The organism is Rhodococcus antarcticus, from assembly GCF_026153295.1.
Taxonomy (GTDB): Bacteria; Actinomycetota; Actinomycetes; order Mycobacteriales; family Mycobacteriaceae; genus Rhodococcus_D; species Rhodococcus_D antarcticus.
The window spans coordinates 2,628,734-2,652,944 of the sequence record NZ_CP110615.1; the positions used below are offsets into that span (position 1 = coordinate 2,628,734).

Genomic DNA, 24,211 nt, shown 5'->3' on the forward strand with positions numbered 1-24,211 from the left:
CGCCTGCAGGCCGGCCCGGCAGCGCGCACCATGGTCGGGTGATCCCCGCGCTGACCGCCATCCCCGAGCAGGCCCGGTCGGCCTTCCGCGCCCGGGTCTCCGGCGATCCCACCGGTGCGCCGGACTGGGTGCGCGACATCGCCCTGGTCGGCGGGGGCGAGGGGTGGTTCGACCCGGACGGCGTGGTCTGGCGGGTGCACGGGGACCTCTCGACCCTGGTGGGCGGGGTGGCCGCGCTCACCGGCCAGGCCGCGCACCCGCTGGCCGTGCTCGGCGTCCAGCGGCACTCCGCCTACCGCGAGGACCCCTGGGCACGGCTCGCCGGCACCGCACGCTGGCTCGTGGTGAGCACCTTCGGCTCCGCCGAGCTCGCCGAGCGGGAGTCCGCCCGGGTGCGGGGCCTGCACCGCAAGGTCAGGGGCACCCACCCGGACGGGCGCGCCTACGCCGCGGGCGACCCCGAGCTGCTGCGCTGGGTGCACCTGGCCTTCACCGACGCCTTCCTCGCCGCGCAGCTCGCCGTGGGCCGGGACATGGCCCGCTTCGGCCCCCGGTGGCCGGACGCCTACGTGGCGGACTGGGCCCGCAGCGCCCGGGCGCTCGGCGCGACCGACCTGCCCACCAGCCAGGCCGAGCTGGCCGAGGCGATCGCCGCCTGCGCCCCCGTGCTGGAGCCGGTGCCCGACGAGCTGCGCGCGTTCCTGTCCGCGCCACCCGGGCTGAGCCGGCCCGAGGCTCTGTTCTACGACGGGCTCGCCGGCGGGGCAGCGCTGCTGGTCTCCCCGACCATCGCCCCGCTGGCCGACGTCCGCGGCCGCGGCGGTCACGGGGTGCGCGAGCGCGCCCGGCTCGGGCTCACCCGCACCCAGCTCCGGGTGTTCCAGGTGGCCCTCGGTCCCCGCAGCCCGTCCGAGGACGCGGCGCGGTGGCGCCTGGGGCGGGGCCCGGCGCCGAGCTGGGTGGCCTGACAGCAGGCGCACAGGGGGGTCCCAGCCTCGTCCCAGACCGCGGGACCACGGTCGCGTCATGACCTCGCCGGCGACCGCCCACCGGCTCGACCCGAGCCTGTGACCCGCACCCTGCGGCGCACAGCCCGTTCCCAGGAAACCCCCAGCCACGGCACAGAGGTCGGTGGCACCATCGTCGGCGTGACCGCAGCGACCGCTCCCGAGGCCCGCGTGCTCGTGGTGGACGACGAGCCCAACATCGTCGAGCTGCTCTCGACCAGCCTGCGCTTCGTCGGCTTCGACGTGGCCACCGCGGCGGACGGGGTGCAGGCCCTGGACGTGGCGCGCAGCTTCCGCCCCGACCTGCTCGTGCTCGACGTGATGATGCCGGGCATGGACGGGTTCGGGCTGCTGCGGCGGCTGCGCGACGACGGGGTGCGCTCACCGGTGCTGTTCCTCACCGCCCGCGACTCGGTGCAGGACAAGATCACCGGGCTGACCCTCGGCGCCGACGACTACGTGACCAAGCCGTTCAGCCTCGAGGAGGTGGTGGCGCGGATCCGGTCGGTGCTGCGCCGCAGCGGAGCCCTGCACGAGCTGCCCAGCTCCTCCCGGATGACCTTCGCCGACATCGAGCTCGACGACGACACCCACGAGGCGTGGAAGGCCGGCGAGCCGGTCAGCCTCTCGCCCACCGAGTTCACCCTGCTCCGCTACCTCATGGTCAACGCCGGCACGGTGCTCTCCAAGCCGCGCATCCTCGACCACGTGTGGAACTACGACTTCGGTGGCGAGGTCAACGTCGTCGAGAGCTACGTCTCCTACCTGCGCCGCAAGATCGACACGACCGAGCCCCGCCTGCTGCACACCCTGCGCGGCGTGGGGTACGTGCTGCGCCTGCCCCGGACGTGAGCACACCGGTCACCCCCGCAGCCACCCCGTCCGTGGCGCCGGCCCCCACCCCCCCGGGAGGCCGGCGCCGCTCCCTGCCGCTGCGGGTCACGCTGGTCCTCGCCCTGGTGGCGCTGGTGGCCCTGGGCCTGCTCGCCTCCGGGTTCGCCGCTACCACCCAGCTCTCCGGGTTCCTGCGCGACCGCACCGACAGCCAGCTCGTGCAGGCCAGCCGCATCCCGCCCAGCCGCCTGGGCGAGCAGGGCGGTGGTCTCCCGCCCAGCCGCTACTACGTGGGCTACACGCTGGCCGGTGCCACCCAGGTCACCAGCTACTCCGACACCAGCGACTTCGGGCGGGCGCAGCCGGTGCTCCCGGCCCCCGCCGCCGACCGAGCGGGCGCAGACCCGCACCCGTACACCGTGACGGCCGCGGACGGCAGCCCGTGGCGCGCCATCTCCGTCTCGGGCTACGTCACCTCCACCGGCGCGGCGGCCGTGCTCACCACCGCCATCAGCCTGACCGACGACCGCGCCGCCATCGCCCGCCTGACCGAGCTGCTGCTCGTCATCGGGGCCGTGGTGCTGGTGCTGCTCGGGGGGCTGACCTACCTGGTGGTGCGGCGCAGCCTGCGACCGCTGACCGAGGTGGAGGCCACGGCCGCCGCGATCGCCGCCGGCGACCTCGACCGGCGGGTGCCCGAGGGTGGCCCGGGCACCGAGGTCGGCCGCCTCTCGCTCGCCCTGAACGGCATGCTCACCCAGATCCAGACCGCGTTCGACGCCAGCGCCGAGTCCACCCGCCGGGCCACGGCCTCCGAGCACAAGATGCGCCGCTTCGTGGGTGACGCCAGCCACGAGCTGCGCACCCCGCTGACCACCATCCGCGGGTTCGCCGAGCTCTACCGGCAGGGTGCCGCCGCGGACCCGGCCGCCGTCGCGCGGATCATGGGACGCATCGAGGGTGAGAGCCGGCGGATGGGCCTGCTGGTGGAGGACCTGCTGCTGCTGGCCCGCCTGGACGCCCAGCGCCCCCTGGAGCGCGATCCCGTCGACCTGCTCACCCTGGCCAGCGACGCCGTGCACGACGCCCGTGCGGTCGCCCCGGGCCGCACGGTGCGCCTGGAGGTGCTCGACGGGCCCGGGGTCCCGGAGGTGCTCGGCGACGAGGGGAGGCTGCGCCAGGTGCTGGGCAACCTCGTCACGAACGCGCTGAGCCACACCCCCACCGGAGCCGTGGTGACCGTCCGGGTGGGCACCCTCGACTCCCCCGCCGGCCCCGCCGAGGCCGTGCTCGAGGTGGCCGACACCGGTCCGGGCCTCGACCCCGAGGACGCCGAGCGGGTGTTCGAGCGGTTCTACCGCGCGGACACCTCGCGCGCCCGGGCCAGCGGGGGCACGGGTCTGGGGTTGTCCATCGTCGCGGCGCTGGTCGCGGCGCACGGGGGAACGGTGTGCGTGACGAGCGTCCCCGGCGCCGGAGCCACGTTCACCGTGCGGCTGCCGCAGGTGTCCACCGGTGCAGCGGCACGGGGTGAGCCCGCACACAGGTAGGTTCCGGGGCGTGTTCTACAGCCTGCTCAAGCACGTCTTCCCCGGTCCGTTGATGCGGCTGTGGAGCCGACCGGTGGTCACCGGGCTCGAGCACGTGCCCGCGACCGGTGGGGTGGTGCTCGCCGGGAACCACCTCTCGGTGTCCGACTCCTTCGTCGTCCCCCTCGTGATCAAGCGCCCCGTGAACTTCCTGGGCAAGCACGAGTACGTCACCGGCACGGGCTTCCGCGGGCGCACCAAGGCGTGGTTCTTCACCAGCATCGGCATGATCCCGGTGGACCGGGGGGCCGCCTCGGCCGCCTCGGCCTCGGTGGACGTGGTCATCGCCATCGTCCGCAGCGGCATGGCGTTCGGGATCTACCCGGAGGGCACCCGCTCCCCGGACGGACGGCTGTACAAGGGCCGCACGGGGGTGGCCAAGGTGGCGCTGGAGACCGGTGCGCCCGTGGTGCCGGTAGCAGTGATCGGCACCGACAAGCTCAACCCCCCGGGCACCACCTTCTGGCGGCCGCACCGCATCGAGATCCGCTTCGGCGCGCCCATGGAGTTCTCCCGCTACGACGGGATGTCCGGCGACCGGTGGGCCGAGCGGGCGATCGTGGACCAGATCATGACCGCCATCGCCGACCTGTCCGACCAGGAGTACGTGGACGTCTACGCCTCCTCGGTCAAGGACCGCGCCGAGGAGGCGTGAGCCGCTAGCCGTCGGAGCGGGTCCCGTCCTCGCCCGCCCGCCCGAGCGGGCGGGACGTGGCGCTGCCCCGGGGCACGGGCTCGTCGAAGCTCTCCGGCATCTTCCTGACGTGCCGGTTCATCGAGCGGATGAGCAGGACCAGCGCGACGAGGAGCAGGAGGATGACGACGAGCCCGATCGGCGCGGACTTGCCGAACTCCGCGCCCGTCCCGTTCCCGCCCGTGGTCGACTGACCGAGCACCGTGGTCGCGAGGTGCGCCCCGACGAGCATCACTGCTGCACCAGCTCCCGCACACCGGCGAACAAGTCGTCCTCGGGCACGTAGGTGTCCACCAGCGAGCGGGCGAGCTCGTACTCCTCGGTGGGCCACAGCTTCTGCTGCAGCTCCATCGGCACCGCGAAGAAGCGTCCCGTGGGGTCGATCTGGGTGGCGTGCGCCTTGAGGGCCTCGTCCCGCACCGGGAAGAACTCCGCGCAGGGCACCTGGGTGGTGACCCGCTCCATGACGTCGGGCCGCGCGGGATCCCAGCCGGCCAGCCACTCGGCGAACGGCGACTCCAGACCGGCATCGGTCATGGCCTGGTCGAAGCGCTCCAGGCGTGCCTTGCTGAAGCCGTGCGAGTAGTACAGCTTCAGCGGGGTCCAGGGCTCTCCGGCCTCCGGGAAGCGGTCCGGGTCCCCGGCGGCCTCGAACGCCGCGACGGACACCTCGTGGCACCGGATGTGGTCCGGGTGCGGGTAGCCGCCGTTCTCGTCGTAGGTCGTCACCACGTGCGGCCGGAACTCGCGGACCAGGCGCACGAGCTTCTCGGTGGCCTCCTCCAGCGGCGCCAGCGCGAAGCACCCCTCGGGCAGCGGCGGCGTCGGGTCACCCTCGGGCAGGCCGGAGTCCACGTAGCCGAGCCAGCGGTGCTGCACACCCAGGATCGCGGCCGCCCGGGCCATCTCCTCGCGGCGCACCTCGTGGATGCGGGCGTGCACGCCGGGGGTGTCCATGGCCGGGTTCAGGATGTCGCCCCGCTCGCCGCCGGTCAGGCTGACCACCATGACCTCGTTGCCCTCGGCCACGTAGCGCGCGGTGCTCGCCGCGCCCTTGCTCGACTCGTCGTCGGGGTGCGCGTGCACCGCCATCAACCTCAGTCCGCTCACTGCCGTCCTCACCGCTCCGTCGTCCCTGCTCCGTCGTAACCTCGTGCTGCGACGTCCGGTCCCCCGCCAGAACGTCGCGCGCCACCACGATGATCCCACCCTCTGCTGCTCCGCACCGCCGCAGCACCCCAGCCACCACCCAGGAGCCCCGCCGTGACCGCACCGCTGCCCCCCGGCCGCTACTCGCGCAACGCGGGGCGCGAGGCCGCACCCGCCACCGGGCAGAGCACCCGCCGACGCACCGTGGCGATCTCGGTGGCGGGAGGTCTGTTCGGCCTCGGGGTGGCGTGGGTGGGCTACCAGAACCTGTCGGCCGCCCCCGTCAGCGGGGACCAGCTCGCGTTCACCCTCGTCGACGACTCCACCGTCAGCATCCGCTTCGACGTCACCCGGGACGACCCCTCGCAGCCGGCGGTGTGCATCCTCCGCGCGCGGTCCCTCGACGGGAGCGAGACCGGCCGCCGCGAGGTCTACATCCCGCCGAGCACCGAGGGCGTGATGACGGTGACGTCGACCGTGCGCACGTCGAAGCCTCCCGTGGCCAGCGACGTCTACGGCTGCGGACTCACCGTCCCCGCCTACCTCGTTCCCTAGCCTTCACCACCCCTGACCTGCGACGACGCACGTTCAACGGACCCCGCGTGGTACCTTTGGTCTTCTGCGCGGCGCCGGTTCGGGGCCGTGTTTTCGTCGTCTGACGCAGCACCCGCCCCGACCAGCACGCAGGTCGGGGCGACCACGGCGGACGGGCCTCCTGGCCCGCCCAGCGGCGACGACCGACACGAGGAGTGACGATCACCATGACCGACACGCAGGTGACCTGGCTGACCCAGGAGTCGCACGACCGGCTCAAGTCGGAGCTCGACGGTCTCATCACGAACCGCGTGGCCATCGCCGCGGAGATCAACGACCGGCGCGAGGAGGGCGACCTCAAGGAGAACGGCGGCTACCACGCCGCCCGTGAGGAGCAGGGCCAGCAGGAGCGGCGCATCCGCCAGCTGCAGGAGCTCCTGAACAACGCCAAGGTCGGCGAGTCGCCCACCCGCTCCGGCGTGGCGCTGCCCGGCTCCGTCGTCAAGGTCTACTACGACGGTGACGAGAGCGACGGCGAGACGTTCCTCATCGCCACCCGCGAGGAGGGCAGCCACGGCGACCTCGAGGTGTACTCGCCGAGCTCCCCGCTGGGCAAGGCGCTGCTGGACGCCAAGGTCGGCGAGACCCGCGAGTACACGCTGCCCAACGGCGGCAGCATGAAGGTCACGCTCACCAGCGCGGAGCCCTACCGCCCCTGACCACGCTCCCCCGCCGAGCCCGTCCCGTGACCGTGACGGGGCGGGCCCCCGGCGTGCCGAGCCGCGGACTCAGGCGCCGACGGGCTCCTCCGCCACCACGTACCCCGAACGACGCAGGGCACCCACCACGACGCTGCAGTGCTCCGCGCCCCGGGTCTCCACCGTGATCGCGATCTCCACCTCGCCCAGCGCCAGCGTGCCGGTGAGCCTGGAGTGCGCCACGTCGATGACGTTCGCCCCGGTCCCGCTCACGGTCGTCAGCACCCCCACCAGCGAGCCCGGCCGGTCGGGCACCGTGACCCGCAGGGCCAGGAAGCGGCGTGCGGCCGTCAGCCCGTGCTGGACCACGTGCACGAGCAGCAGCGGGTCCACGTTGCCGCCGCTGACCACCGCGCACACCGGGCCCTCCAGGTCCCCGAGCACGCCGTCCAGCAGCGCGGCCACGGCGGCTGCCCCGGCCGGTTCGACCACCATCTTCGCCCGCTCCAGGCACAGCACGAGGGCCCGGGACAGCGCGTCCTCGCTGACGGTGACCACCTCGTCCACCAGCTGGGAGACGTGGGCGTAGGTGACCGGCCCCGGCGCCCCCACGGCGATGCCGTCCGCCATGGTGGACATGCTGGACAGCCGCACCGGGTGACCGGCGGCGAGCGAGCCCGGCCAGGCCGCGGCCTGCTCGGCCTGCACGGCTACCACCCGCACCCCGGGCTTGAGCGCCTTCACCGCGGCGGCCACCCCGGCGACCAGCCCCCCGCCCCCGGTGCACACGAGCACGGTGCCCACGTCCGGGAGCTGCTCGACGATCTCCAGGCCCACCGTGCCCTGCCCGGCCACCACGTCCAGGTGGTCGAAGGGGTGGATGAACACCGCCCCGGTGCGCTCGGCGAACTCCACGGCCTCGGCCAGGGCGTCCTCGAGCACCTCGCCGACCAGGTGCACCTGCGCCCCGTACGCCTTGGTGGCCGCGAGCTTGGGCAGCGGCGCGCCGGTGGGCATGAACACCGTGGACCGGGCCCCCAGGAGGTCCGCGGCCAGTGCCACCCCCTGGGCGTGGTTTCCCGCGCTGGCGGCCACCACACCCCGGGCGCGCTCGGCGTCGGTGAGCCCGTGGATGCGGGTGTAGGCGCCGCGGATCTTGAACGACCCGGTGCGCTGGAGGTTCTCGCACTTCAGGTGCACGGGCACCCCCGTGCGATCGCTGAGCACGCGCGAGGCCACCACGGGGGTCTTCCGGACGACCGGCTCGAGCAGGGTGGCGGCCGCGCGGATCTGGTCGAGGCTCACGAGGTCCATGGCCGCTGATCCTGCCAGCCACCACCGCCCCGTCTGCGCCCTCCGGTCCACGCCGGTACCGTGGTCGTGAGGTCGACGTGAAGCCGAGGAGGTGGTGGTCGTGCGGGACGGACGGGACCGCTCCGCCACCTGGCACTCGCCCGCCGCGCTGCTGGCCGTGGCCGCCGTCGTCGTGGGCATGCTCGCTGCCGCCGTGGCGACCGTGGCCGGGGCGGGGTGCGCCGACCCCGGCCGGCTCGTCACCCGGGCCGACGGCGTCGTGGTGCTCGAGGGCGGCTGCGTCTCGGCCGGAGACCTGGTGGTGCCCGGAGCCCCCCTGGCCACCCTCGACGGCCGTGCACCCGTCGGCGTGCGCCCCTGAGGCTCCGGTCGGCTCAGCGGGCCAGTGCCTGCTCCAGGTCGGACACCAGGTCTGCACCGTCCTCGATGCCGACGGAGAGCCGGACCAGGTCCTGCGGCACCTCCAGCATCGAGCCCACCGTCGAGGCGTGCGTCATGGCGGCAGGGAGCTCGATCAACGACTCCACCCCGCCCAGGCTCTCGGCCAGGGTGAAGATCTCTGTGGCCGCGCACAGCTTCTCGGCCGCCTCGCGACCACCCGCCATGCGCAGCGACACCATGCCGCCGAAGCGCCTCATCTGCCGTGCGGCCACGGCGTGCCCGGGGTGCTCGGCCAGGCCCGGGTAGAGCACGCTCGCCACGGCGGGGTTGCGCAGCAGCGCCTCGACCACGAGCTCGGCGTTGGTGCTGTGCTGCTCCATCCGCAGCGCCAGCGTCTTGGCCCCGCGCAGGGTCAGCCACGCGTCGAACGGGCCGGGCACGCCCCCTGCACCGTTCTGCAGGAAGGCCAGGGCGTCGCGCAGCTCGCCGTCGTCGGTGACGAGCGCGCCGCCGACCACGTCGGAGTGGCCACCGACGTACTTGGTGGTCGAGTGCAGCACCACGTCCGCCCCCAGCGCCAGGGGGTTCTGCAGGTAGGGGGAGGCAAAGGTGTTGTCCACCACGAGCTTCGCGCCACCGGCGTGCGCGACCTCGGCGATGGCCGTGATGTCGGCGATGTTCAGCAGCGGGTTCGTGGGGGTCTCCACCCACACCAGCCTCGTGTTCGGCTGGAGGGCGGCCCGGACGGCGGCCACGTCGGACAGCGGGACCGGGGTGTGGGTGATGCCCCACTGGGAGAACACCTTGTCGATCAGCCGGAACGTGCCGCCGTAGGCGTCGTCGGGGATGACGAGGTGGTCACCGGGGCGCAGGGTGGCGCGGATCAGCGCGTCCGTGGCCGCCATGCCCGAGGAGAACGCCAGGCCGTGCGCCCCGCCCTCCAGCGCGGCCAGGCACTCCTGCAGGGCGGTCCGCGTGGGGTTGCCGGTGCGGGAGTACTCGTAGCCCCCGCGCAGGCCGCCCACACCGTCCTGGGCGTAGGTGGAGGTGGCGTGGATCGGGACGATGACCGAACCGGTGGTGGGGTCGGGCGCCTGCCCGGCGTGGATGGCGCGGGTGGCGAAGCCCGGGGTGCGGGCGGGGTCGCGGGAGTCAGGCATGGGTCGAGCCTAGGCACCCCGGGACGGTGCGCCGAGCCAGGGTCCGGGGGTCAGCGACCGACGACGACCACGAGCAGCAGGAGCAGGAGGACGAGCCCGAGGATCCCGAGGGGCAGGACCACCATCAGCAGCAGCCCCTTGGTGCCCTGCGGCACGTGACCGATGGACCCGGACATGAAGATGATGGCCGGCGTGCGGTAGAAGACCGGCACCTCCTGACCGGGCTGCACCACCACGTCCAACGACGCCTGGGCGATCGGGAACAGGTACCGGGTGAGCACGTCCACCCGGTGCTGCCCGGCGGGGACGTCGATCGCGACGCGGCCCCAGGTGCGGCCACGCTCCTGGCCGTCCACCGTCACCAGGGGGCCGAACAGGTAGAGGACGAAGGCCAGCGGGAAGAAGCTCGTGTCCACCACCAGGCGCCCCCAGCCCGGCTGCACGGGAGCCCACTGCTGGCCCTGGTAGGGCTGCTGGTGGCCCACCGGGGCCTGCGCGGGCCGACCCCAGCCCGGCTGCGGGGGCGGCCCGTAGCCCAGGGGTGCCTGGTTCCACGCCTGCGGCGCCGGCCAGGGACCCTGGGGTGCCTGGCCGTGGCCGGACCGGGTGGGCGGGCCGTGGCCGGGCCGGGGTGCCTGGCCGTGGCCCTGGGGCGCCTGCGGAAGGGCGGGTCGGGCCTTCTCCCACTGCGGGTCCGGAGCGGTCCGACCGGCCGGGGCCGCCCACGCCGGCGGTGGCGCGGGCTGCTGCTGGGGCTGCGCTCCCCACACCGACGGCCCCGGCGGGGTGGTGCCCCGTGGGACGACCTGGGTGCGGTCGGCGGCTCCCGGTTCGGCCGCGGGGCCCGACGTGGTCGACCGGGAGACCACCTGGGTGGCCTCCGAGGACGCAACCTGACGACCGTCGACGTCGCGGTACCCGAAGTTGAGCGCGCCGGACCCGGACCCGGGCTCGGCTGGACGCTGGTCGTCGGGCTGGTCGGTCACGGGCTCACCTCGGTCTGGACGATCCGGGCGGTCCGGGCGGAGGGGGTCCCCCGCGGGGCGACGCTAGCCGAGTCGGCCGCTGCCCGGGGCGAGGAGCGCACCGAGCCCGCGGTGACGGCGGGCCCGGGCAGGAACACCCCCGGGCCCGGAGGCCACCCGCGCGTCAGACGCCGCTGAGGAACCCGAGCAGGTCGTGCCGGGTGAGCACGCCCACGGGCTTTCCGTCGTCGACGACCATGACGGCGTCGATGGTTCCGAGCGCCTCGGTGGCGGCGGAGACGGGCTCACCGGCCCCGAGCAGCGGCAGGGGCGGGCTCATGTGCTGGGCCACCGGGTCGGCCAGGTGGGCGCGGCCGGCGAACACCGCGTCGAGGAGGTCGCGCTCGCTGACGCTGCCGGCCACCTCGCCGGCCATCACCGGCGGCTCGGCACCGACGACGGGCATCTGCGACACCCCGTACTCGCGGAGGATCTCGATGGCGTCGCGCACCGTCTCGCCGGGGTGGGTGTGCACCAGGTCGGGCAGCTCACCGGACTTGCCGCGCAGCACGTCGCCCACGCGGGTCTGCACCTCGTGGCCGTCCAGCGGGGAGCGCAGGAAGCCGTAGGAGCTCATCCAGTCGTCGTTGAAGATCTTGGACAGGTAGCCGCGGCCACCGTCGGGCAGCAGCACCACCACGAGCGCGTCGTCGGGCAGGGTCGCCGCCACGCGCAGCGCGCCCACCGTGGCCATCCCGCAGGAGCCGCCCACGAGAAGGCCCTCCTCCCGGGCCAGGCGGCGGGTCATGTTGAACGCGTCCGCGTCGGAGACGGCCTCGATGCCGTCGGGGATGGACGGGTCGTACGCGGTGGGCCAGAAGTCCTCGCCGACGCCCTCCACGAGGTACGGCCGTCCGGTCCCGCCCGAGTACACCGAACCCTCGGGGTCCACGCCGATGACCTGGACCTTGCCGCCGGAGACCTCCTTGAGGTAGCGGCCGGTCCCGGTGATGGTGCCGCCGGTGCCCACGCCGCAGATGAAGTGGGTGATCTTCCCGTCGGTGTCGGCCCAGATCTCCGGACCGGTGGTCTCGTAGTGGCTGGCGGGCCCGTTGACGTTCGCGTACTGGTTGGGCTTCCACGCACCCTCGGTCTCACGGACGAGACGGTCGGAGGTGGAGTAGTAGCTGTCGGGGTGGTCCGGCGGCACGGACGTGGGACACACGACGACCTCGGCCCCGTAGGCGCGCAACACGTTGCGCTTGTCCTCGCTGACCTTGTCCGGGCACACGAAGATGCAGTGGTAGCCGCGCCGCTGGGCCACCAGGGCCAGCCCGACACCGGTGTTGCCCGAGGTGGGCTCGACGATCGTCCCGCCGGGGCGGAGCTCCCCGCTGGCCTCGGCGGCGTCGACCATCTTCACCGCGATGCGGTCCTTCACGCTGCCACCGGGGTTCAGGTACTCGACCTTGGCGGCGACGGTGGCACCGATCCCGGCGGTGACGGAGTGCAGCCGTACCAGGGGGGTGTTCCCGACGAGGTCGACGATGTGCTCAGCGATGCGCATGACCCCATCGTCTCAGGCCCGCTCGCGGACTGCGGCCGCCGCCCGGGTGAGGACTAGCGTCGCGGGCGCAGGACGGCGGTGGACGAGGTGGAGCGGAGGTCGGCTGCGGTGGTGCGGGCGCGGACCTGGTCGATCGCCGCTGCTGTGGGCGCGGGCTCGGCGGGCACGGCGGTGGGCGCCGGCTACAAGCTGCTCGTCGAGCAGTCCAAGACCGCGCGCGCCGTCATCGGACCGCCGAACCGCCTGCCCCCGAAGGCAGACGGGGTCTACTCCCCCGACGGCGGCGCTCCCCGTCCGCCGCACGACCCGCGCGGGCCCGACGAGCTGTTCCTGGTGCTGCTGGGCGACTCCTCGGCGGCGGGACTGGGCTGCGAGACCGCGGAGGAGGTGCCGGGCGTGCTGCTGGCGCGTGGGCTCGCCGAGGAGACCGAGCGGCCTGTGCGCCTGGTCACCCACGCCGCGGTCGGGGCCAACTCCCGGGTCCTGGACGCCCAGGTGGACCGGTGCCTCGAGGCCTCGGGCGGCACGGCCCCGGACGCGGCCGTGATCATCGTCGGCGCCAACGACGTCACCGCCAAGCTGTCCCCCTCCTCCTCGGCCCTGCGGCTCGGGCTCGTGGTCGAGCGGCTGCGGCTGCTCGGCGCCGCCGTCGTGGTAGGCACCTGCCCCGACCTCGGCGCCATCCGGCCGATCCCGCAGCCGCTGCGCAGCGTCGCCCGGACCTGGAGCCTGCAGCTGGCGCGCGAGCAGCGGGCCGCCGTGCTCGCCGCCGGTGGCCACCCGGTGGCCGTGGCCGACCTGCTCAGCCCGGAGTTCCTCACCCGGCCGGACGCGCTGTTCTCGCCGGACCGCTTCCACCCCTCGGCCGCCGGCTACGAGGCGGCCGCGGCCCTGCTGCTGCCCGCGCTGTGCTCGGAGCTCGGGGTGTGGGGCGGCGGGCCGCTGCCCGAGCCGCCGCGCCGCTCCGCCACCGCGGATGCCCGTCGACCCACCGCCCGGGTGACGGCCGCGCTGAACGAGCACCTGTACCGGCGGGCCCGAGACGGCGGCTCCGCGGCAGCGCGGCGCCTCCGGCTCGGAGGCGGGAGCACCGGCCCGTAACCTCGTGGTTGGCTCGGTGCCGAGCCAACCACCGCAACGAAGGAGTACCGCGATGCCCGAGGCCGTCATCGTCTCGACCGCCCGCTCGCCCATCGGTCGTGCGTTCAAGGGATCGCTCGCGAGCATTCGGCCCGACGACCTCGCGGCGCAGATGATCGCCGCCGCCCTGGCCAAGGTGCCCGAGCTGGACCCGAACACCATCAACGACCTCATGCTGGGCTGCGGGCTGCCCGGTGGGAAGCAGGGCTTCAACATGGCGCGCGTCATCGCCGTGCAGCTCGGCTACGACGCCGTGCCCGGCACCACGGTCACCCGCTACTGCTCCTCGTCGCTGCAGACCACCCGCATGGCCCTGCACGCCATCAAGGCCGGCGAGGGCGACGTGTTCATCTCCGCCGGCGTCGAGAGCGTCTCCAGCTTCGCCAGCGGCAACTCCGACTCCCTGCCGGACACCCGCAACCCGCTCTTCGCCGAGGCCGAGGCGCGCACGGCCACCGCCGCGCAGGGTGGGGTCACCTGGCACGACCCGCGCGCGGACGGCCTCATCCCGGACGCCTACATCTCCATGGGCGAGACCGCGGAGAACGTGGCCCAGGTCACCGGCATCACCCGCGAGGAGATGGACCGCTGGGGCGTTCGCAGCCAGAACCGCGCGGAGGAGGCCATCAAGGCAGGCTTCTTCGAGCGCGAGATCACCCCGGTCACCCTCGCCGACGGCACCGTGGTCAGCACCGACGACGGCCCCCGTGCCGGCACCACCTACGAGGCCGTCAGCAAGCTCAAGCCCGTGTTCCGCCCGGACGGCCTCATCACCGCCGGCAACGCGTGCCCGCTCAACGACGGTGCCGCCGCGCTGGTCATCATGAGCGACACCAAGGCCGCCGAGCTCGGCCTCACCCCGCTGGCCCGCGTCGTCTCCACCGGCGTCTCGGGGCTGTCACCGGAGATCATGGGCCTGGGACCGATCGAGGCCTCGAAGCGCGCTCTCGCCCTGGCCGGCATGAGCATCTCCGACATCGACCTCGTGGAGATCAACGAGGCCTTCGCGGTGCAGGTCATCGGCTCGGCCCGCGAGCTCGGCATCGACGAGGACAAGCTCAACGTCTCCGGCGGCGCGATCGCGGTGGGCCACCCGTTCGGCATGACGGGCGCGCGGATCACCACGACCCTGCTGAACAACCTGTCCACCCACGACGGCACGTTCGGGCTGGAGACGATGTGCGTCGGTGGCGGCCAGGGCATGGCGATGGTGCTCGAGCGCCTGAGCTGATCCCCACCCGCTCCGAGGGCCCGGTCGCCGTGTGCGACCGGGCCCTCGTGCGTGCGGGCGGGGGCGCCCCTCGCTCGAGGGGCGGGGAGACGCGCGACGGCCCCGCAGCGCGTGCTGCGGGGCCGTCGGGGTCGGGCGGAGATTCAGCCGCGGTTGAAGTAGCTCAGCAGCCGCAGGATCTCGACGTACAGCCACACAAGGGTGACGGTCAGGCCGAGTGCGACGCCCCAGGCCGCCTTCTCCGGCGCGCCCGCGCGGATCAGCTTGTCGGCCTGGTCGAAGTCGAGCAGGAGGTTGAACGCGGCCAGCGCGATGATGACGAGGCTGAAGATGATGGCGAGCGGTCCACCGTCACGCAGGCCCAGGCCACCGTCGACGAAGAATCCGGCGATGATGTTGGCGACCACCAGCACGACCACGCCGATGAGGCCGGCCATGACCATCTTGGTCAGCCGCGGGGTGACGCGGACCGCACCCGTCTTGTAGACCACGAGCATGCCGACGAAGACGCCGACGGTGCCGATGACCGCCTGCGGCACGATCGTGCCGACGGTGGTGGCCTCGAGGACGTAGGAGATCGCCCCGACGAACAGGCCCTCGGCCACGCCGTAGGACAGCACGATCGCGGGGTTCATCTTGCGACCCAGGGTGGCCACCAGCACCAGGACGAAGCCGACGATCCCGCCGACGAGCAGGAACGGCAGCGCGAGGGAGTTGTTCTGGCTGATCAGGAAGGCGGAGATCCCGGCAGTGACGACGAGCGCGCCCAGCGTGGAGGCCGTCTTGGTGACCACGTCGTCCACGGTCATCGTGCGGCCCGTGGTGTAGGGCTGCGGCTGCCCGTAGGGCTGCTGACCGTAGCCCTGGGGGGCGCTCTGCTGACCGGTCTGGCCGGGGCCGAAGGAGGCGTAGCCGCCCTGCGCGGGCAGGTTGCGGAACACCGGGTTGCTGCTGGTGCGCACCGTTGTGGTCCCTTCTCGTGCTGAGGGCGGAGGATCTCCGCTACTTCGTACAACGCATCTACGAGGCCCGGGGTTCCCACCCGGACGATCCGGACACTACCGGCACGACGCGGATCTCCACCGTGCCCCCGGTGGGACTCGAACCCACGCTGGGACCCTTTTAAGGGGCCTGCCTCTGCCGGCTGGGCTACGGGGGCCCGCGTCGGCGGACCCTACCGAGCCCGTCCGTCAGCTGGCTGCGGCCCGGTCGAACTCGGCCTTGGGGTCGTTGATCTGCGCCAGGGCCACGACGTCGCGGCGGAACACCAGGGCCATGATCCAGCCGACGAGGATGAGCGCCTTGCGGTTCGTGGTGGGCATCCTCGACAGGTGGTATGCCCGGTGCATCCCCCAGGCGGGGAGACCCTTGAGCTTCACCCCGTACACGTCGGCCACCCCGCGGTAGAGGCCGAGGCTGGCGACCGATCCCGCGTACTTGTGCTTGTAGTCGCTGGCCTCCTTGCCCCGCACCGCCGCCACCACGTTGTCCGCGAGCACCTTGGCCTGGCGCACCGCGTGCTGCGCCGACGGGCTGCAGGTGGCGGCCGGCTCCTCGTCGATCTTGGTGAGGTCGGGCACCGCGGCGCAGTCGCCCCCGCTGAACGCCCCGGAGACGCCGACCACCTGCAGCTGGGCGGTGCAGCGCAGCCGGCCCCGCTCGTCCAGCGGCAGGTCGGTGTTGGCCAGCATGGGGTTCGCCTTGACACCGGCGGTCCACACGATGGTGTCGGTGGAGAACTCCGTGCCGTCGGAGAGCTGGACGTGCCCGCCGACCATGGTGTCCACCCGCGTCTCCAGGTAGACCTGGATCCCCCGCTCGGCGAGCCGCGCGATGGTGTAGACGCCCATCTTCGGGCTCACCTCGGGCATGACCCGGTTGCTGGCCTCCACGAGGACCCAGCGCATGTCCTCGGGCGAGACGCCCTTGTAGTAGCGGGTGGCGAAGCGGGACATGTCCTCGAGCTCGGCGAGCGCCTCGATGCCGGCGTAGCCACCGCCCACCACGAGGAAGGTGAGCATCCGCTTGCGGCGCTCGGCGTCCTGGGTGACCGAGGCCGCGTCCATCCGGCTCAGCACGTGGTTGCGCAGGTAGATGGCCTCGCCGACGGTCTTGAACGCGATGCCCTGCTCGGGCAGGCCCGGGATGGGCAGCGTCCGGGCGATGGACCCCGGCGACATGACGATGATGTCGTAGGACAGTACCTCGGTGGAGCCGTCGGAGTTGGAGACCCACGCCCGCTTGGTCGCGTGCTCCACCTTGTCGACCCGACCGGTCAGCACCGTGCACTTCTTCAGCACCCGCCGCAGCGGCACCACGACGTGGCGCGGCTCGATGGAGCCGGCCGCTGCCTCGGGCAGGAAGGGCTGGTAGGTCATGTGGGGCTGCGGATCGACGACCGTGATCTGCGCCTCCTTGCCCCGCAGCTTCTTCTGCAGGCGCAAGGCGGTGTACATGCCGACGTAGCCACCGCCGACGACCAGGATGCGGGTGGGACCGCTCTGCGTGCTCACGCGGTGATCCTCCCACCAACTGCACCGATCACGAAGGCGGGGTGGCGCCGTCACCCGGTGGGTGCCCCGTGGTGGCGACCAGACGGGCCGCGACCAGCACGTCGGTGACCATGGCCGGGGTGAGGCGGCCGGTGAAGGTGTTCTGCTGGCTGACGTGGTAGCAGCCCAGGACGGTCAGCGGCGGGCCGCCGTCGGTGTGGTGGAGGACCACCCGCGCACCGTGGCCGAAGCGCGGGCGCGGCACCGGCACCACCCATCCGGCCCGGGCGGCCACCGGCAGGAACGCCTGCCAGCCGAAGCCCCCGAGCACCACCACGGCACGGACGGTGGGGCGCAGCAGCTCGAGCTCGCGGAGCAGGAAGGGCGAGCAGGCGTCGCGCTCGGCCGGGGTGGGCCGGTTGGCCGGTGGCGCGCAGTGCACGGGCGCGACCATCCGGGTGCCGATCAGCTCCAGCCCGTCGTCCGCGCGGGTGCTCGTGGGCTGGTTGGCCAGCCCGGCGGCGTGCATCGCGGCCACCAGGACGTCGCCGGAGCGGTCGCCGGTGAACATCCGCCCCGTCCGGTTCGCCCCGTGCGCAGCCGGCGCCAGACCCACCACCAGCACCGACGCGTCGGCCGGCCCGAAGCTGGGAACGGCGCGGCCCCAGTAGGTCTCGTCCCGGAACGCGGCTCGCCGGGTGGCGGCGACCTCCTCGCGCCAGGCCACCAGGCGGGGGCAGCGCCGGCACGCGACGACGTCGTGGTCCACCTGCGCGATCGAGTCCGGCACCTGGCCACGGTATGCCCCGTCCCGTCGGGGGCCGCCGCTAGCCTGCGACCATGGCCGACGACGAGAAGGACACCCCGCCCACCGGCACGAGCCGGGACACCGCCCCGGACCCGACGGACCAGCTGGTCACCACGCAGCACACCGTGCCGGTCGGCGGGCGGGAGCTCGCGTACACGGCGACCACGGGCCGGGTGGTCCTGCGCGAGGAGGTCACCGAGGACGGGCGGGCCAAGGGGCACGAGGCCAAGGCCGAGGTGTTCCTCACCTCCTACGTGCTCGACGACGCGGACCCGGCGACCCGACCGGTGGTGTTCGCGTTCAACGGCGGACCCGGCTCGGCCAGCGTGTGGCTGCACCTGGGGCTGCTGGGCCCGCGGCGCGTCGTCTCCGGGGACGCCGGAGCGCTGCTCGGACCGCCGTACGCGCTGGTCGACAACCCGGAGACGGTGCTGGCGCACGCGGACCTCGTGTTCATCGACCCGGTCTCCACGGGCTACTCCCGCGCGGTCGCCGGGGGCAGGGCGGGCGACTTCCACGGCTTCCGGCGCGACCTGGAGAGCGTCGGCGAGGTGATCCGGCTCTGGACCTCGCGGCACGGGCGCTGGGTGTCGCCGAAGTTCCTCGCCGGGGAGAGCTACGGCACCCTCCGCGCCGCGGGGCTGGCCGAGCACCTGCAGTCGCGGTACGGCATGTACCTCAACGGGATCGTCCTCATCTCGTCGGTGCTGGACATGGCGACCATCCGGTTCACCGAGGGAAACGACCTGCCGCACGCGCTGTTCCTGCCCACCTACGCCGCCATCGCCCACCACCACGGCAAGCACCCGGGGCGGCCGCTGGAGGAGGTCCTCGTGGAGGCCGAGGAGCTCGCCGACCGCGACTACCCGTGGGCACTGGCCCGCGGCTCCCGGCTCACCCCGCAGGAGCGCGCCGACATGGTCACGCGCATCGCCGGCCTGACCGGGCTGAGCGAGGACTACGTCGACCGGGCGGACCTGCGCATCGAGCACATCCGCTTCTTCACCGAGCTGCTGCGCACGCAGCGCCGCACGGTGGGGCGCCTGGACGGCCGCTTCAGCGGGTGGGAGGCCGACGCCGCCGGGGAGCACTTCACGGCCGACCCGTCGATGGACGCGATCATGGGGCCCTACACCGCCGCGCTGAACCACTACGTCCGCACCGAGCTCGGCTACGACAGCGACCTGCCCTACGAGATGCTGTCCGGCACCGTGAACAAGGAGTGGTCCTACTCGGAGTTCGAGGGGCGCGGTGTCAGCGTGGTGCACGCGCTGGCGGCCGCCATGCGGGCCAACCCGCACCTGCGGGTGCACGTGGCCTCCGGCTACCACGACGGCGCCACGCCCTACTCGGCCACGCAGCACACCCTGGCCCACCTGCCGATCCCCGCCGAGCTGCGGTCGAACATCGAGGTCAAGCACTACGAGGCCGGGCACATGATGTACGTGCACGAGCCGTCCCGGGTGCAGCAGTCCGCGGACATCGCGGCCTTCCTCACCCGCTGAGCCGGGCCGGGGGTCACCCCAGCGACAGCGCGATCCCGTCGAGGATGTCGTGCTCGCTGACCACGAGCTCGGTGAGCCCGGCGCGGGCGCGGACCTCGGCGGCCAGCACGTCGCAGACCAGGGCGCCGCCACCGATCACGTCCACCCGCCCGGGGTGCACCGGACCCAGCGCCGCCCGCTGCGCCCGGGTCATCGCCACCAGGTCGGCGCACACCCCGTGCAGCCGGTCCAGTCCCACCCGGGACAGGTGGATCCGCTCGGAGTCGTACGCCTGGAGGCCGGCGGCCACGGCGGCGAGCGTGGTGAAGGTGCCCGCCACCCCGACCCACGTCCGGGCCCGCTCCACCGGCACGGCGGCGAAGGCGGCCGCCAGCACCTCGTTCGCCACGCCCCGGGCCTCGGCCACCTCCTGCGCCGACGGCGGGTCGCCGTGCAGGCAGCGCTCGGTCAGCCGCACGCACCCGACGTCCACCGAGCGCGCCGCGGCCACCCCACCCGCGTCCCCCAGCACGAGCTCGGTGGATCCCCCGCCCAGGTCGACGACCAGGAACGGGCCCTGCTCCGGGTCGAGCTCACCCACCGCGCCGGCGAAGCTCAGCCGCGCCTCCTCGTCACCGGTGACGACCTCGGCGTCCACCCCGAGCACCGAGCGCACCATCCCGAAGAAGTCCTCGCGGTTCTCGGCGTCCCGGGTGGCCGAGGTGGCCACCATCCGCACCCGGTCGGCACCCGCCCGCGCGATCACCGCCGCGTAGTCGACCAGGGCCACCCGGGTCCGCTCGACGGCGTCGGGGGCCAGCCGACCGGTGGCGTCCACGCCCTGCCCCAGCCGCACCACCCGCATCTCGCGGTGCACGTCACGGAGCCGACCGTCCACGTCCACGTCGGCGACGAGCAGGCGGATCGAGTTGGTGCCGCAGTCGACGGCGGCGACGCGTGCCATGGTGCTCCCGGGGTCCGGCCGGGGGTGTCCCGGCGTCGCGACGACCGTAGCGCCGCGCCCGAGGACCGCTCGGTCCTGGATCAGTCCTCGGGCGCGGCGTCCGCGCGCACGCACGGTCCCGACCGCCACCACGACCCGATCCTCGCCAGGGCCTCGTCCCCCAGCGGGTTCACCCCGGGCCCCTTGGCCAGCGAGTGCGCGAGGAGCACGTGCAGGCACTTCACCCGGTCCGGCATGCCGCCCGCCGTGACCCCGGTGCCGAGGGACTCGATGGCGTCGCGCTCGGCCAGGTAGCTCTCGTGCGCCGACCGGTAGCCCTCGGCGAGCTCGGGGTCGGTGCCCAGGCGCTCGGTCATCTCCCGCATCACGCCGTCGGCCTCCTGGGTGCTGGCCGCCGCCGTCAGCCGCGGGCAGGTCAGGTAGTACAGCGTGGGGAAGGGCGTTCCGTCGGGCAGCCGCGGAGCGGTCTCGACGACCGTGGGGTTGCCGCAGGGACACCGGTGCGCCACCGAGCGAACGCCGCGCAGCGGTCGGCCGAGCTGGCGCGCCATGGCGTCGAGGTCGGCCTCGGCCACCGGCTCGGGGTTGTCCCCGCTCACCCGCCGCCTCCCGAGACGCTGGCCCACAGCTCGGAGTACCACGGCGCCGTGGCGGTCGACGCCTGCTGCTGGGCGCCGGTCGACGGGTCGACGCCGTCGGGCAGCTGCACCCGGTACGGGGTCTCCCCCGGCCGCACGTACCCGAGCCGACCCCGCGCCTGGGCCTCCACGTAGGCCGGGTCGCCGAGCTGGTCCTTCTGACCCTGCAGCCGAGCCACCTCGCCGGTGAGCTGGGCCTGGGTGGCCGCCGTGCTGGCGAGCTCCTGGCGCTGGGACACGTACGTGCGCAGGGGCACGGCCAGCGCCAGCGCCAGCGCGCAGACGACGACGGCGAGCACGGCCGCCCGCCGGGTGCCCAGGCTCACCGAGAGCCGCAGCAGCCGCCGTCCCCGCCCGGCGGCCCGGTCCGGGCCACCAGCCGGCGTCCGGGTTCTCGAGGCCCGACCAGGGGGGCGGCTGGTGCCCTTCCCCCCGGCGGACCCCGCACCCCGGGTCGAGGCGCGCCCGGTGGGGCGCTGCGATCCCGCCACGTCAGCCCTCGGCGCGGAAGCGCGGGAAGGCCAGGTCCCCGGCGTAGCGGGCGGCGTCGCCGAGGTTCTCCTCGATGCGTAGGAGCTGGTTGTACTTGGCCACGCGCTCGCTGCGCGCCGGCGCCCCGGTCTTGATCTGGCCGCAGCTGGTGGCCACCGCGAGGTCGGCGATGGTGGTGTCCTCGGTCTCGCCCGAGCGGTGGCTCATCATGCAGGTGTAGCCGCTGGTCTGGGCCAGGCTGACCGCGTCCAGGGTCTCGCTGAGCGTGCCGATCTGGTTGACCTTCACCAGCAGCGAGTTCGCGGCCCGGCGCTGGATGCCCTCCTCGAGACGTTCGGGGTTGGTCACGAAGAGGTCGTCGCCGACCACCTGCACCCGTCCGCCGATCTGCTCGGTCAGGGCGACCCAGCCGTCCCAGTCGTCCTCGCTGAGCGGGTCCTCGATGGACACGAGGGCGTAGGAGTCGAGGAGCTCGGCGTAGAAGGCCGTCATCTGCTCGGCCGTGCGGGTGGAACCCTCGAACGCGTACCCGGTGCCCTCGGTGTGGAACTCGGTGGCCGCCACGTCCAGGGCGAGCGCGACGTCCCGACCCAGGGTCAGCCCCGCCTTCTCCACGGCCACGGCGATGAGGTCGAGCGCCTCCCTGGTGCCGGCCACGGCAGGGGCGAAGCCACCTTCGTCACCCAGCCCGGTGGACAGGCCCTTCTCCTTGAGCACGGCCTTCAGTGCGTGGTAGACCTCCGCACCCCAGCGCAGCCCCTCCTTGAAGGTGGGCGCGCCGAGGGGGGCGACCATGAACTCCTGCACGTCGACGCCGCTGTCGGCGTGCGCTCCACCGTTGAGGATGTTCATCATCGGCACGGGCAGCACGTGCGCGTTGGGCCCACCCACGTAGCGGAACAGCTCCAGGCCGGAGGACTCGGCGGCCGCCCGGGCCACCGCAAGGGACACCCCGAGCAGCGCGTTCGCACCCAGGCGGGACTTGTCCGGGGTGCCGTCAAGGTCCACGAGCTTCTGGTCGACGATGCGCTGCTCGACCGCCTCCAGCCCGACGAGCTCCGGGCCGATCTCGTCCAGCACGGCCTGCACGGCCTTCTCCACGCCCTTGCCGCCGTAGCGGGCACCGCCGTCGCGCAGCTCCACGGCCTCGTGCACCCCGGTCGACGCACCGGAGGGAACCGCGGCGCGGGCCAGGGTGCCGTCGTCGAGGGCGACCTCGACCTCGACCGTCGGATTCCCGCGGGAGTCCAGGATCTCGCGGGCTCCGACCTGTTCGATGACGGCCACGGGTGTGTCTCCTCGCTCTGGCTGCTGCTGGCGCGCCGATGCTATCGGCCCCGGCACGCCCGACGGGCCGGGGCGCGCGGGCGCGCGGGCTCCAGCCGCTCAGCTGACCCCCGCGCTCTGCCGCGCGTAGCGGTCGGCCCCGTCGAACACGTCCTGCAGGTACTGCGCCGAGTTGTTGTAGCTCAGGACCGCCCGTGACCAGCCGTCACCGGTCGCCAGGTCCTTGCCGTCGGCACAGAGGTAGCGGCCCGCGGCGAGCGCGGCGTCGTCGATGTCCTGCGGGTCGGCCGTCCCGTTGCCGTCACCGTCGGAGCCCCACCTCGCCCAGGTCGACGGGATGAACTGGAACGGACCCACCGCACGGTCCCACCTGGTGTCGCCGTCCAGCACGCCCCCGTCGGTGTCCGCGATCGCGCGCACGTTCGGCCCGCCGTCGAGGGGGATCCCGATGATGGGAGGGGTGGACCGGCCGTCGGCGCCGAGCGAGCGACCCTGGTAGGTGCCGTGCCTGCTCTCGATGTTGGCCAGGCCCGCCAGCGTCGCCCAGGAGAGGTGGCACTGGGGCTGCACGGAGGCGACGGTGGCCTGCGCGGAGGCGTACGCCTCGAGCGCACGCTCGGGGATCCCGGTGATCTGGGCGACGCGAGCCGCCCACGCCGCGTAGGGGGAGCCCGGGGTGGCGTCGGCGACCGGCTGCGAGGGGACGGCGGCTCCCACCTGCTGGGGTGGCAGCCCCGAGGCGGCCGGGAGCACCGCGGTGAGCTGGTCGGCGGAGGTCACCGCGTCCAGCGCCACGCTGCCGTCCACCGCCACCGGGGGCAGCGCGGCGGCGACGGAGGTGTCGTCGGTCGTCGTCGTCGCCGCGCGCACCCCGACGACCCCTCCCGCCAGGGCGCCCACGGCGACGAGGGCGACGGCCGCACGCACCAGGTACTCACGGCCTCTCACAGCGTGCTCAACGTCTCACCGGTCGCGGAGGTACGCATCCCGATCACGCCGACCGCCCGGCGGCGTAGGACGCGGAACGCTCGAGGACCTCCCGCACGTAGGAGCTCGACCGGTTGTAGGTCAGCACCGCCCGGTTCCAGCCGCCGGCGGCGGTGAGGTCCCCACCGCTGGCGCAGAGGTAGCGGGCCGCCGCCAGCGCGGCGTCGTCGAGGTCGTCGGGGTCGGCCACCCCGTCGCCGTCCGCGTCGACCCCCCACTGCTCCCAGGTGCCGGGGATGAACTGCATCGGGCCCATCGCCCGGTCGAACGTGGTGTCGCCGTCCAGCGCCCCCCCGTCGGTGTCCCGGATCTCGGCGACCCCGGGACGGCCGTCCAGCGCGGCACCCCGGATGGGCGGCTGCGCCCGGTTGTCCCGGTCGAGCCGGGAACCGCCGAACCTGCCGTGGCCGGTCTCCACGCTGCCGATCCCGGCCAGGGTGGTCCACCCGATCCCGCAGCCGGGGGCGGAGCGGGCCACCGACGCCGCGGCCCAGCCGTAGGCCTCCAGGGCCGAGGCGGGGACGTCGAGCACCGCGGCCCGGTCGCGGGCCCAGGCGGCGAGCTGGTCGGCCCCACGGCCGGGGGCGTCGAGGTCCAGCGCGGGGAGCGCGGCACCGGTGGCCGGGGGCGCGACGGCCGGCGGGACGGCGGGGACGACCGCGGGAAGGGCGCACGCCGACACCAGCGCAGCGAGCGCGGCGAGCACGAGGGGGCGAGCACGGTGCACCACCCCATGGTCCACGAGTCCGCCGCGGCTGGTCGGCGCCCCCGACGCGGTGTGGTTTTTCTAGGCAGG

25 protein-coding genes and 1 tRNA gene are annotated in these 24,211 nt (G+C 73.8%); 10 read left to right on the forward strand and 16 right to left on the reverse strand.

Annotated elements, in window-relative coordinates; all coding sequences use genetic code 11:
• The first annotated feature begins 38 nt into the window (after positions 1-38).
• The 4 genes from RHODO2019_RS12820 to RHODO2019_RS12835 all read left to right on the forward strand — a co-directional run bounded on the left by RHODO2019_RS12820 (position 39) and on the right by RHODO2019_RS12835 (position 4,085).
• Entirely contained in the window at positions 39-968 is a 930-nt protein-coding gene (locus RHODO2019_RS12820) for an oxygenase MpaB family protein (protein ID WP_265382160.1), read from the forward strand.
• Between the two features lie 171 nt (positions 969-1,139).
• Positions 1,140-1,859, forward strand: a complete 720-nt coding sequence (locus tag RHODO2019_RS12825) for a response regulator transcription factor (protein ID WP_265384762.1) — start codon at positions 1,140-1,142, stop codon at positions 1,857-1,859.
• Positions 1,860-1,891: 32 nt separating this feature from the next.
• Positions 1,892-3,391 (forward strand): sensor histidine kinase, encoded by a 1,500-nt coding sequence (locus tag RHODO2019_RS12830; RefSeq protein WP_265384763.1) that lies wholly within the window; start codon positions 1,892-1,894, stop codon positions 3,389-3,391.
• A 10-nt stretch (positions 3,392-3,401) separates the two neighbouring features.
• A complete protein-coding gene (locus RHODO2019_RS12835; RefSeq protein ID WP_265382161.1) occupies positions 3,402-4,085 on the forward strand; it encodes a lysophospholipid acyltransferase family protein in 684 nt (227 codons plus the stop codon).
• Between the two features lie 4 nt (positions 4,086-4,089).
• Here the strand turns inward: RHODO2019_RS12835 and RHODO2019_RS12840 are convergent, their stop codons facing one another.
• A complete protein-coding gene (locus RHODO2019_RS12840; protein WP_265384764.1) occupies positions 4,090-4,356 on the reverse strand; it encodes a hypothetical protein in 267 nt (88 codons plus the stop codon).
• Complete coding sequence (gene mca, locus RHODO2019_RS12845) at positions 4,356-5,234, reverse strand: mycothiol conjugate amidase Mca (protein ID WP_265382162.1); 879 nt, start codon at positions 5,232-5,234, stop codon at positions 4,356-4,358. The genes RHODO2019_RS12840 and mca overlap by 1 nt, the downstream gene beginning before the upstream one ends.
• A gap of 153 nt (positions 5,235-5,387) precedes the next feature.
• Between mca and RHODO2019_RS12850 the strand changes: the two genes are divergently transcribed.
• The gene (locus RHODO2019_RS12850; RefSeq protein WP_265382163.1) at positions 5,388-5,828 is read left to right on the forward strand and encodes a DUF4307 domain-containing protein; all 441 of its coding nucleotides are present in this window, start codon (positions 5,388-5,390) and stop codon (positions 5,826-5,828) included.
• 206 nt (positions 5,829-6,034) lie between these two features.
• Positions 6,035-6,526: a transcription elongation factor GreA gene (greA, locus tag RHODO2019_RS12855; protein WP_265382164.1), complete on the forward strand. Its 492-nt coding sequence runs from the start codon at positions 6,035-6,037 to the stop codon at positions 6,524-6,526.
• Between the two features lie 69 nt (positions 6,527-6,595).
• Here the strand turns inward: greA and ilvA are convergent, their stop codons facing one another.
• On the reverse strand, positions 6,596-7,819 hold the full coding sequence (gene ilvA / locus RHODO2019_RS12860; RefSeq protein ID WP_265382165.1) for a threonine ammonia-lyase: 1,224 nt from the start codon (positions 7,817-7,819) through the stop codon (positions 6,596-6,598).
• 100 nt (positions 7,820-7,919) lie between these two features.
• On the opposite strand from ilvA, the gene RHODO2019_RS12865 reads away from it, so the two are divergent.
• Positions 7,920-8,180 (forward strand): hypothetical protein, encoded by a 261-nt coding sequence (locus RHODO2019_RS12865; RefSeq protein ID WP_265382166.1) that lies wholly within the window; start codon positions 7,920-7,922, stop codon positions 8,178-8,180.
• A 13-nt stretch (positions 8,181-8,193) separates the two neighbouring features.
• Here RHODO2019_RS12865 and RHODO2019_RS12870 read toward each other — a convergent pair whose 3' ends face one another.
• From RHODO2019_RS12870 to RHODO2019_RS12880, 3 genes are all read right to left on the reverse strand, one after another.
• Complete coding sequence (locus RHODO2019_RS12870; RefSeq protein ID WP_265382167.1) at positions 8,194-9,360, reverse strand: cystathionine gamma-synthase; 1,167 nt, start codon at positions 9,358-9,360, stop codon at positions 8,194-8,196.
• Between the two features lie 50 nt (positions 9,361-9,410).
• Positions 9,411-10,346 carry a hypothetical protein gene (locus tag RHODO2019_RS12875; RefSeq protein ID WP_265382168.1) on the reverse strand — a complete coding sequence of 312 codons (936 nt, stop codon included), beginning with the start codon at positions 10,344-10,346 and terminating at the stop codon, positions 9,411-9,413.
• Between the two features lie 163 nt (positions 10,347-10,509).
• Complete coding sequence (locus RHODO2019_RS12880) at positions 10,510-11,892, reverse strand: cystathionine beta-synthase (protein WP_265382169.1); 1,383 nt, start codon at positions 11,890-11,892, stop codon at positions 10,510-10,512.
• A 78-nt stretch (positions 11,893-11,970) separates the two neighbouring features.
• On the opposite strand from RHODO2019_RS12880, the gene RHODO2019_RS12885 reads away from it, so the two are divergent.
• Both RHODO2019_RS12885 and RHODO2019_RS12890 read left to right on the forward strand, forming a co-directional pair.
• Positions 11,971-12,993: an SGNH/GDSL hydrolase family protein gene (locus tag RHODO2019_RS12885; RefSeq protein ID WP_265382170.1), complete on the forward strand. Its 1,023-nt coding sequence runs from the start codon at positions 11,971-11,973 to the stop codon at positions 12,991-12,993.
• A 52-nt stretch (positions 12,994-13,045) separates the two neighbouring features.
• The gene (locus tag RHODO2019_RS12890; RefSeq protein ID WP_265382171.1) at positions 13,046-14,263 is read left to right on the forward strand and encodes an acetyl-CoA C-acetyltransferase; all 1,218 of its coding nucleotides are present in this window, start codon (positions 13,046-13,048) and stop codon (positions 14,261-14,263) included.
• A 143-nt stretch (positions 14,264-14,406) separates the two neighbouring features.
• On the opposite strand, the gene RHODO2019_RS12895 is transcribed toward RHODO2019_RS12890, so the two are convergent.
• From RHODO2019_RS12895 to RHODO2019_RS12910, 4 genes are all read right to left on the reverse strand, one after another.
• Positions 14,407-15,225 (reverse strand): Bax inhibitor-1/YccA family protein, encoded by an 819-nt coding sequence (locus RHODO2019_RS12895; protein ID WP_265382172.1) that lies wholly within the window; start codon positions 15,223-15,225, stop codon positions 14,407-14,409.
• Between the two features lie 123 nt (positions 15,226-15,348).
• Positions 15,349-15,422: transfer RNA gene (locus RHODO2019_RS12900), tRNA-Leu, on the reverse strand.
• A gap of 31 nt (positions 15,423-15,453) precedes the next feature.
• Entirely contained in the window at positions 15,454-16,776 is a 1,323-nt protein-coding gene (locus RHODO2019_RS12905; protein ID WP_265382173.1) for an NAD(P)/FAD-dependent oxidoreductase, read from the reverse strand.
• Positions 16,777-16,804: 28 nt separating this feature from the next.
• Complete coding sequence (locus tag RHODO2019_RS12910) at positions 16,805-17,545, reverse strand: uracil-DNA glycosylase (RefSeq protein ID WP_265382174.1); 741 nt, start codon at positions 17,543-17,545, stop codon at positions 16,805-16,807.
• A 50-nt stretch (positions 17,546-17,595) separates the two neighbouring features.
• Here RHODO2019_RS12910 and RHODO2019_RS12915 point away from each other — a divergent pair, with 50 nt between their 5' ends.
• A complete protein-coding gene (locus RHODO2019_RS12915; protein ID WP_265382175.1) occupies positions 17,596-19,068 on the forward strand; it encodes a S10 family peptidase in 1,473 nt (490 codons plus the stop codon).
• Between the two features lie 13 nt (positions 19,069-19,081).
• Here RHODO2019_RS12915 and RHODO2019_RS12920 read toward each other — a convergent pair whose 3' ends face one another.
• The 6 genes from RHODO2019_RS12920 to RHODO2019_RS12945 all read right to left on the reverse strand — a co-directional run bounded on the left by RHODO2019_RS12920 (position 19,082) and on the right by RHODO2019_RS12945 (position 24,142).
• On the reverse strand, positions 19,082-20,011 hold the full coding sequence (locus RHODO2019_RS12920; RefSeq protein WP_265382176.1) for a Ppx/GppA phosphatase family protein: 930 nt from the start codon (positions 20,009-20,011) through the stop codon (positions 19,082-19,084).
• A gap of 80 nt (positions 20,012-20,091) precedes the next feature.
• Positions 20,092-20,562: a DUF501 domain-containing protein gene (locus RHODO2019_RS12925; RefSeq protein ID WP_265384765.1), complete on the reverse strand. Its 471-nt coding sequence runs from the start codon at positions 20,560-20,562 to the stop codon at positions 20,092-20,094.
• 44 nt (positions 20,563-20,606) lie between these two features.
• On the reverse strand, positions 20,607-20,975 hold the full coding sequence (locus tag RHODO2019_RS12930; RefSeq protein WP_265382177.1) for a septum formation initiator family protein: 369 nt from the start codon (positions 20,973-20,975) through the stop codon (positions 20,607-20,609).
• A 166-nt stretch (positions 20,976-21,141) separates the two neighbouring features.
• Positions 21,142-22,428: a phosphopyruvate hydratase gene (gene eno, locus RHODO2019_RS12935; RefSeq protein ID WP_265382178.1), complete on the reverse strand. Its 1,287-nt coding sequence runs from the start codon at positions 22,426-22,428 to the stop codon at positions 21,142-21,144.
• A 99-nt stretch (positions 22,429-22,527) separates the two neighbouring features.
• On the reverse strand, positions 22,528-23,376 hold the full coding sequence (locus RHODO2019_RS12940) for a lytic transglycosylase domain-containing protein (RefSeq protein ID WP_265382179.1): 849 nt from the start codon (positions 23,374-23,376) through the stop codon (positions 22,528-22,530).
• A gap of 43 nt (positions 23,377-23,419) precedes the next feature.
• A complete protein-coding gene (locus RHODO2019_RS12945; protein WP_435532118.1) occupies positions 23,420-24,142 on the reverse strand; it encodes a lytic murein transglycosylase in 723 nt (240 codons plus the stop codon).
• Positions 24,143-24,211 lie beyond the last annotated feature (69 nt).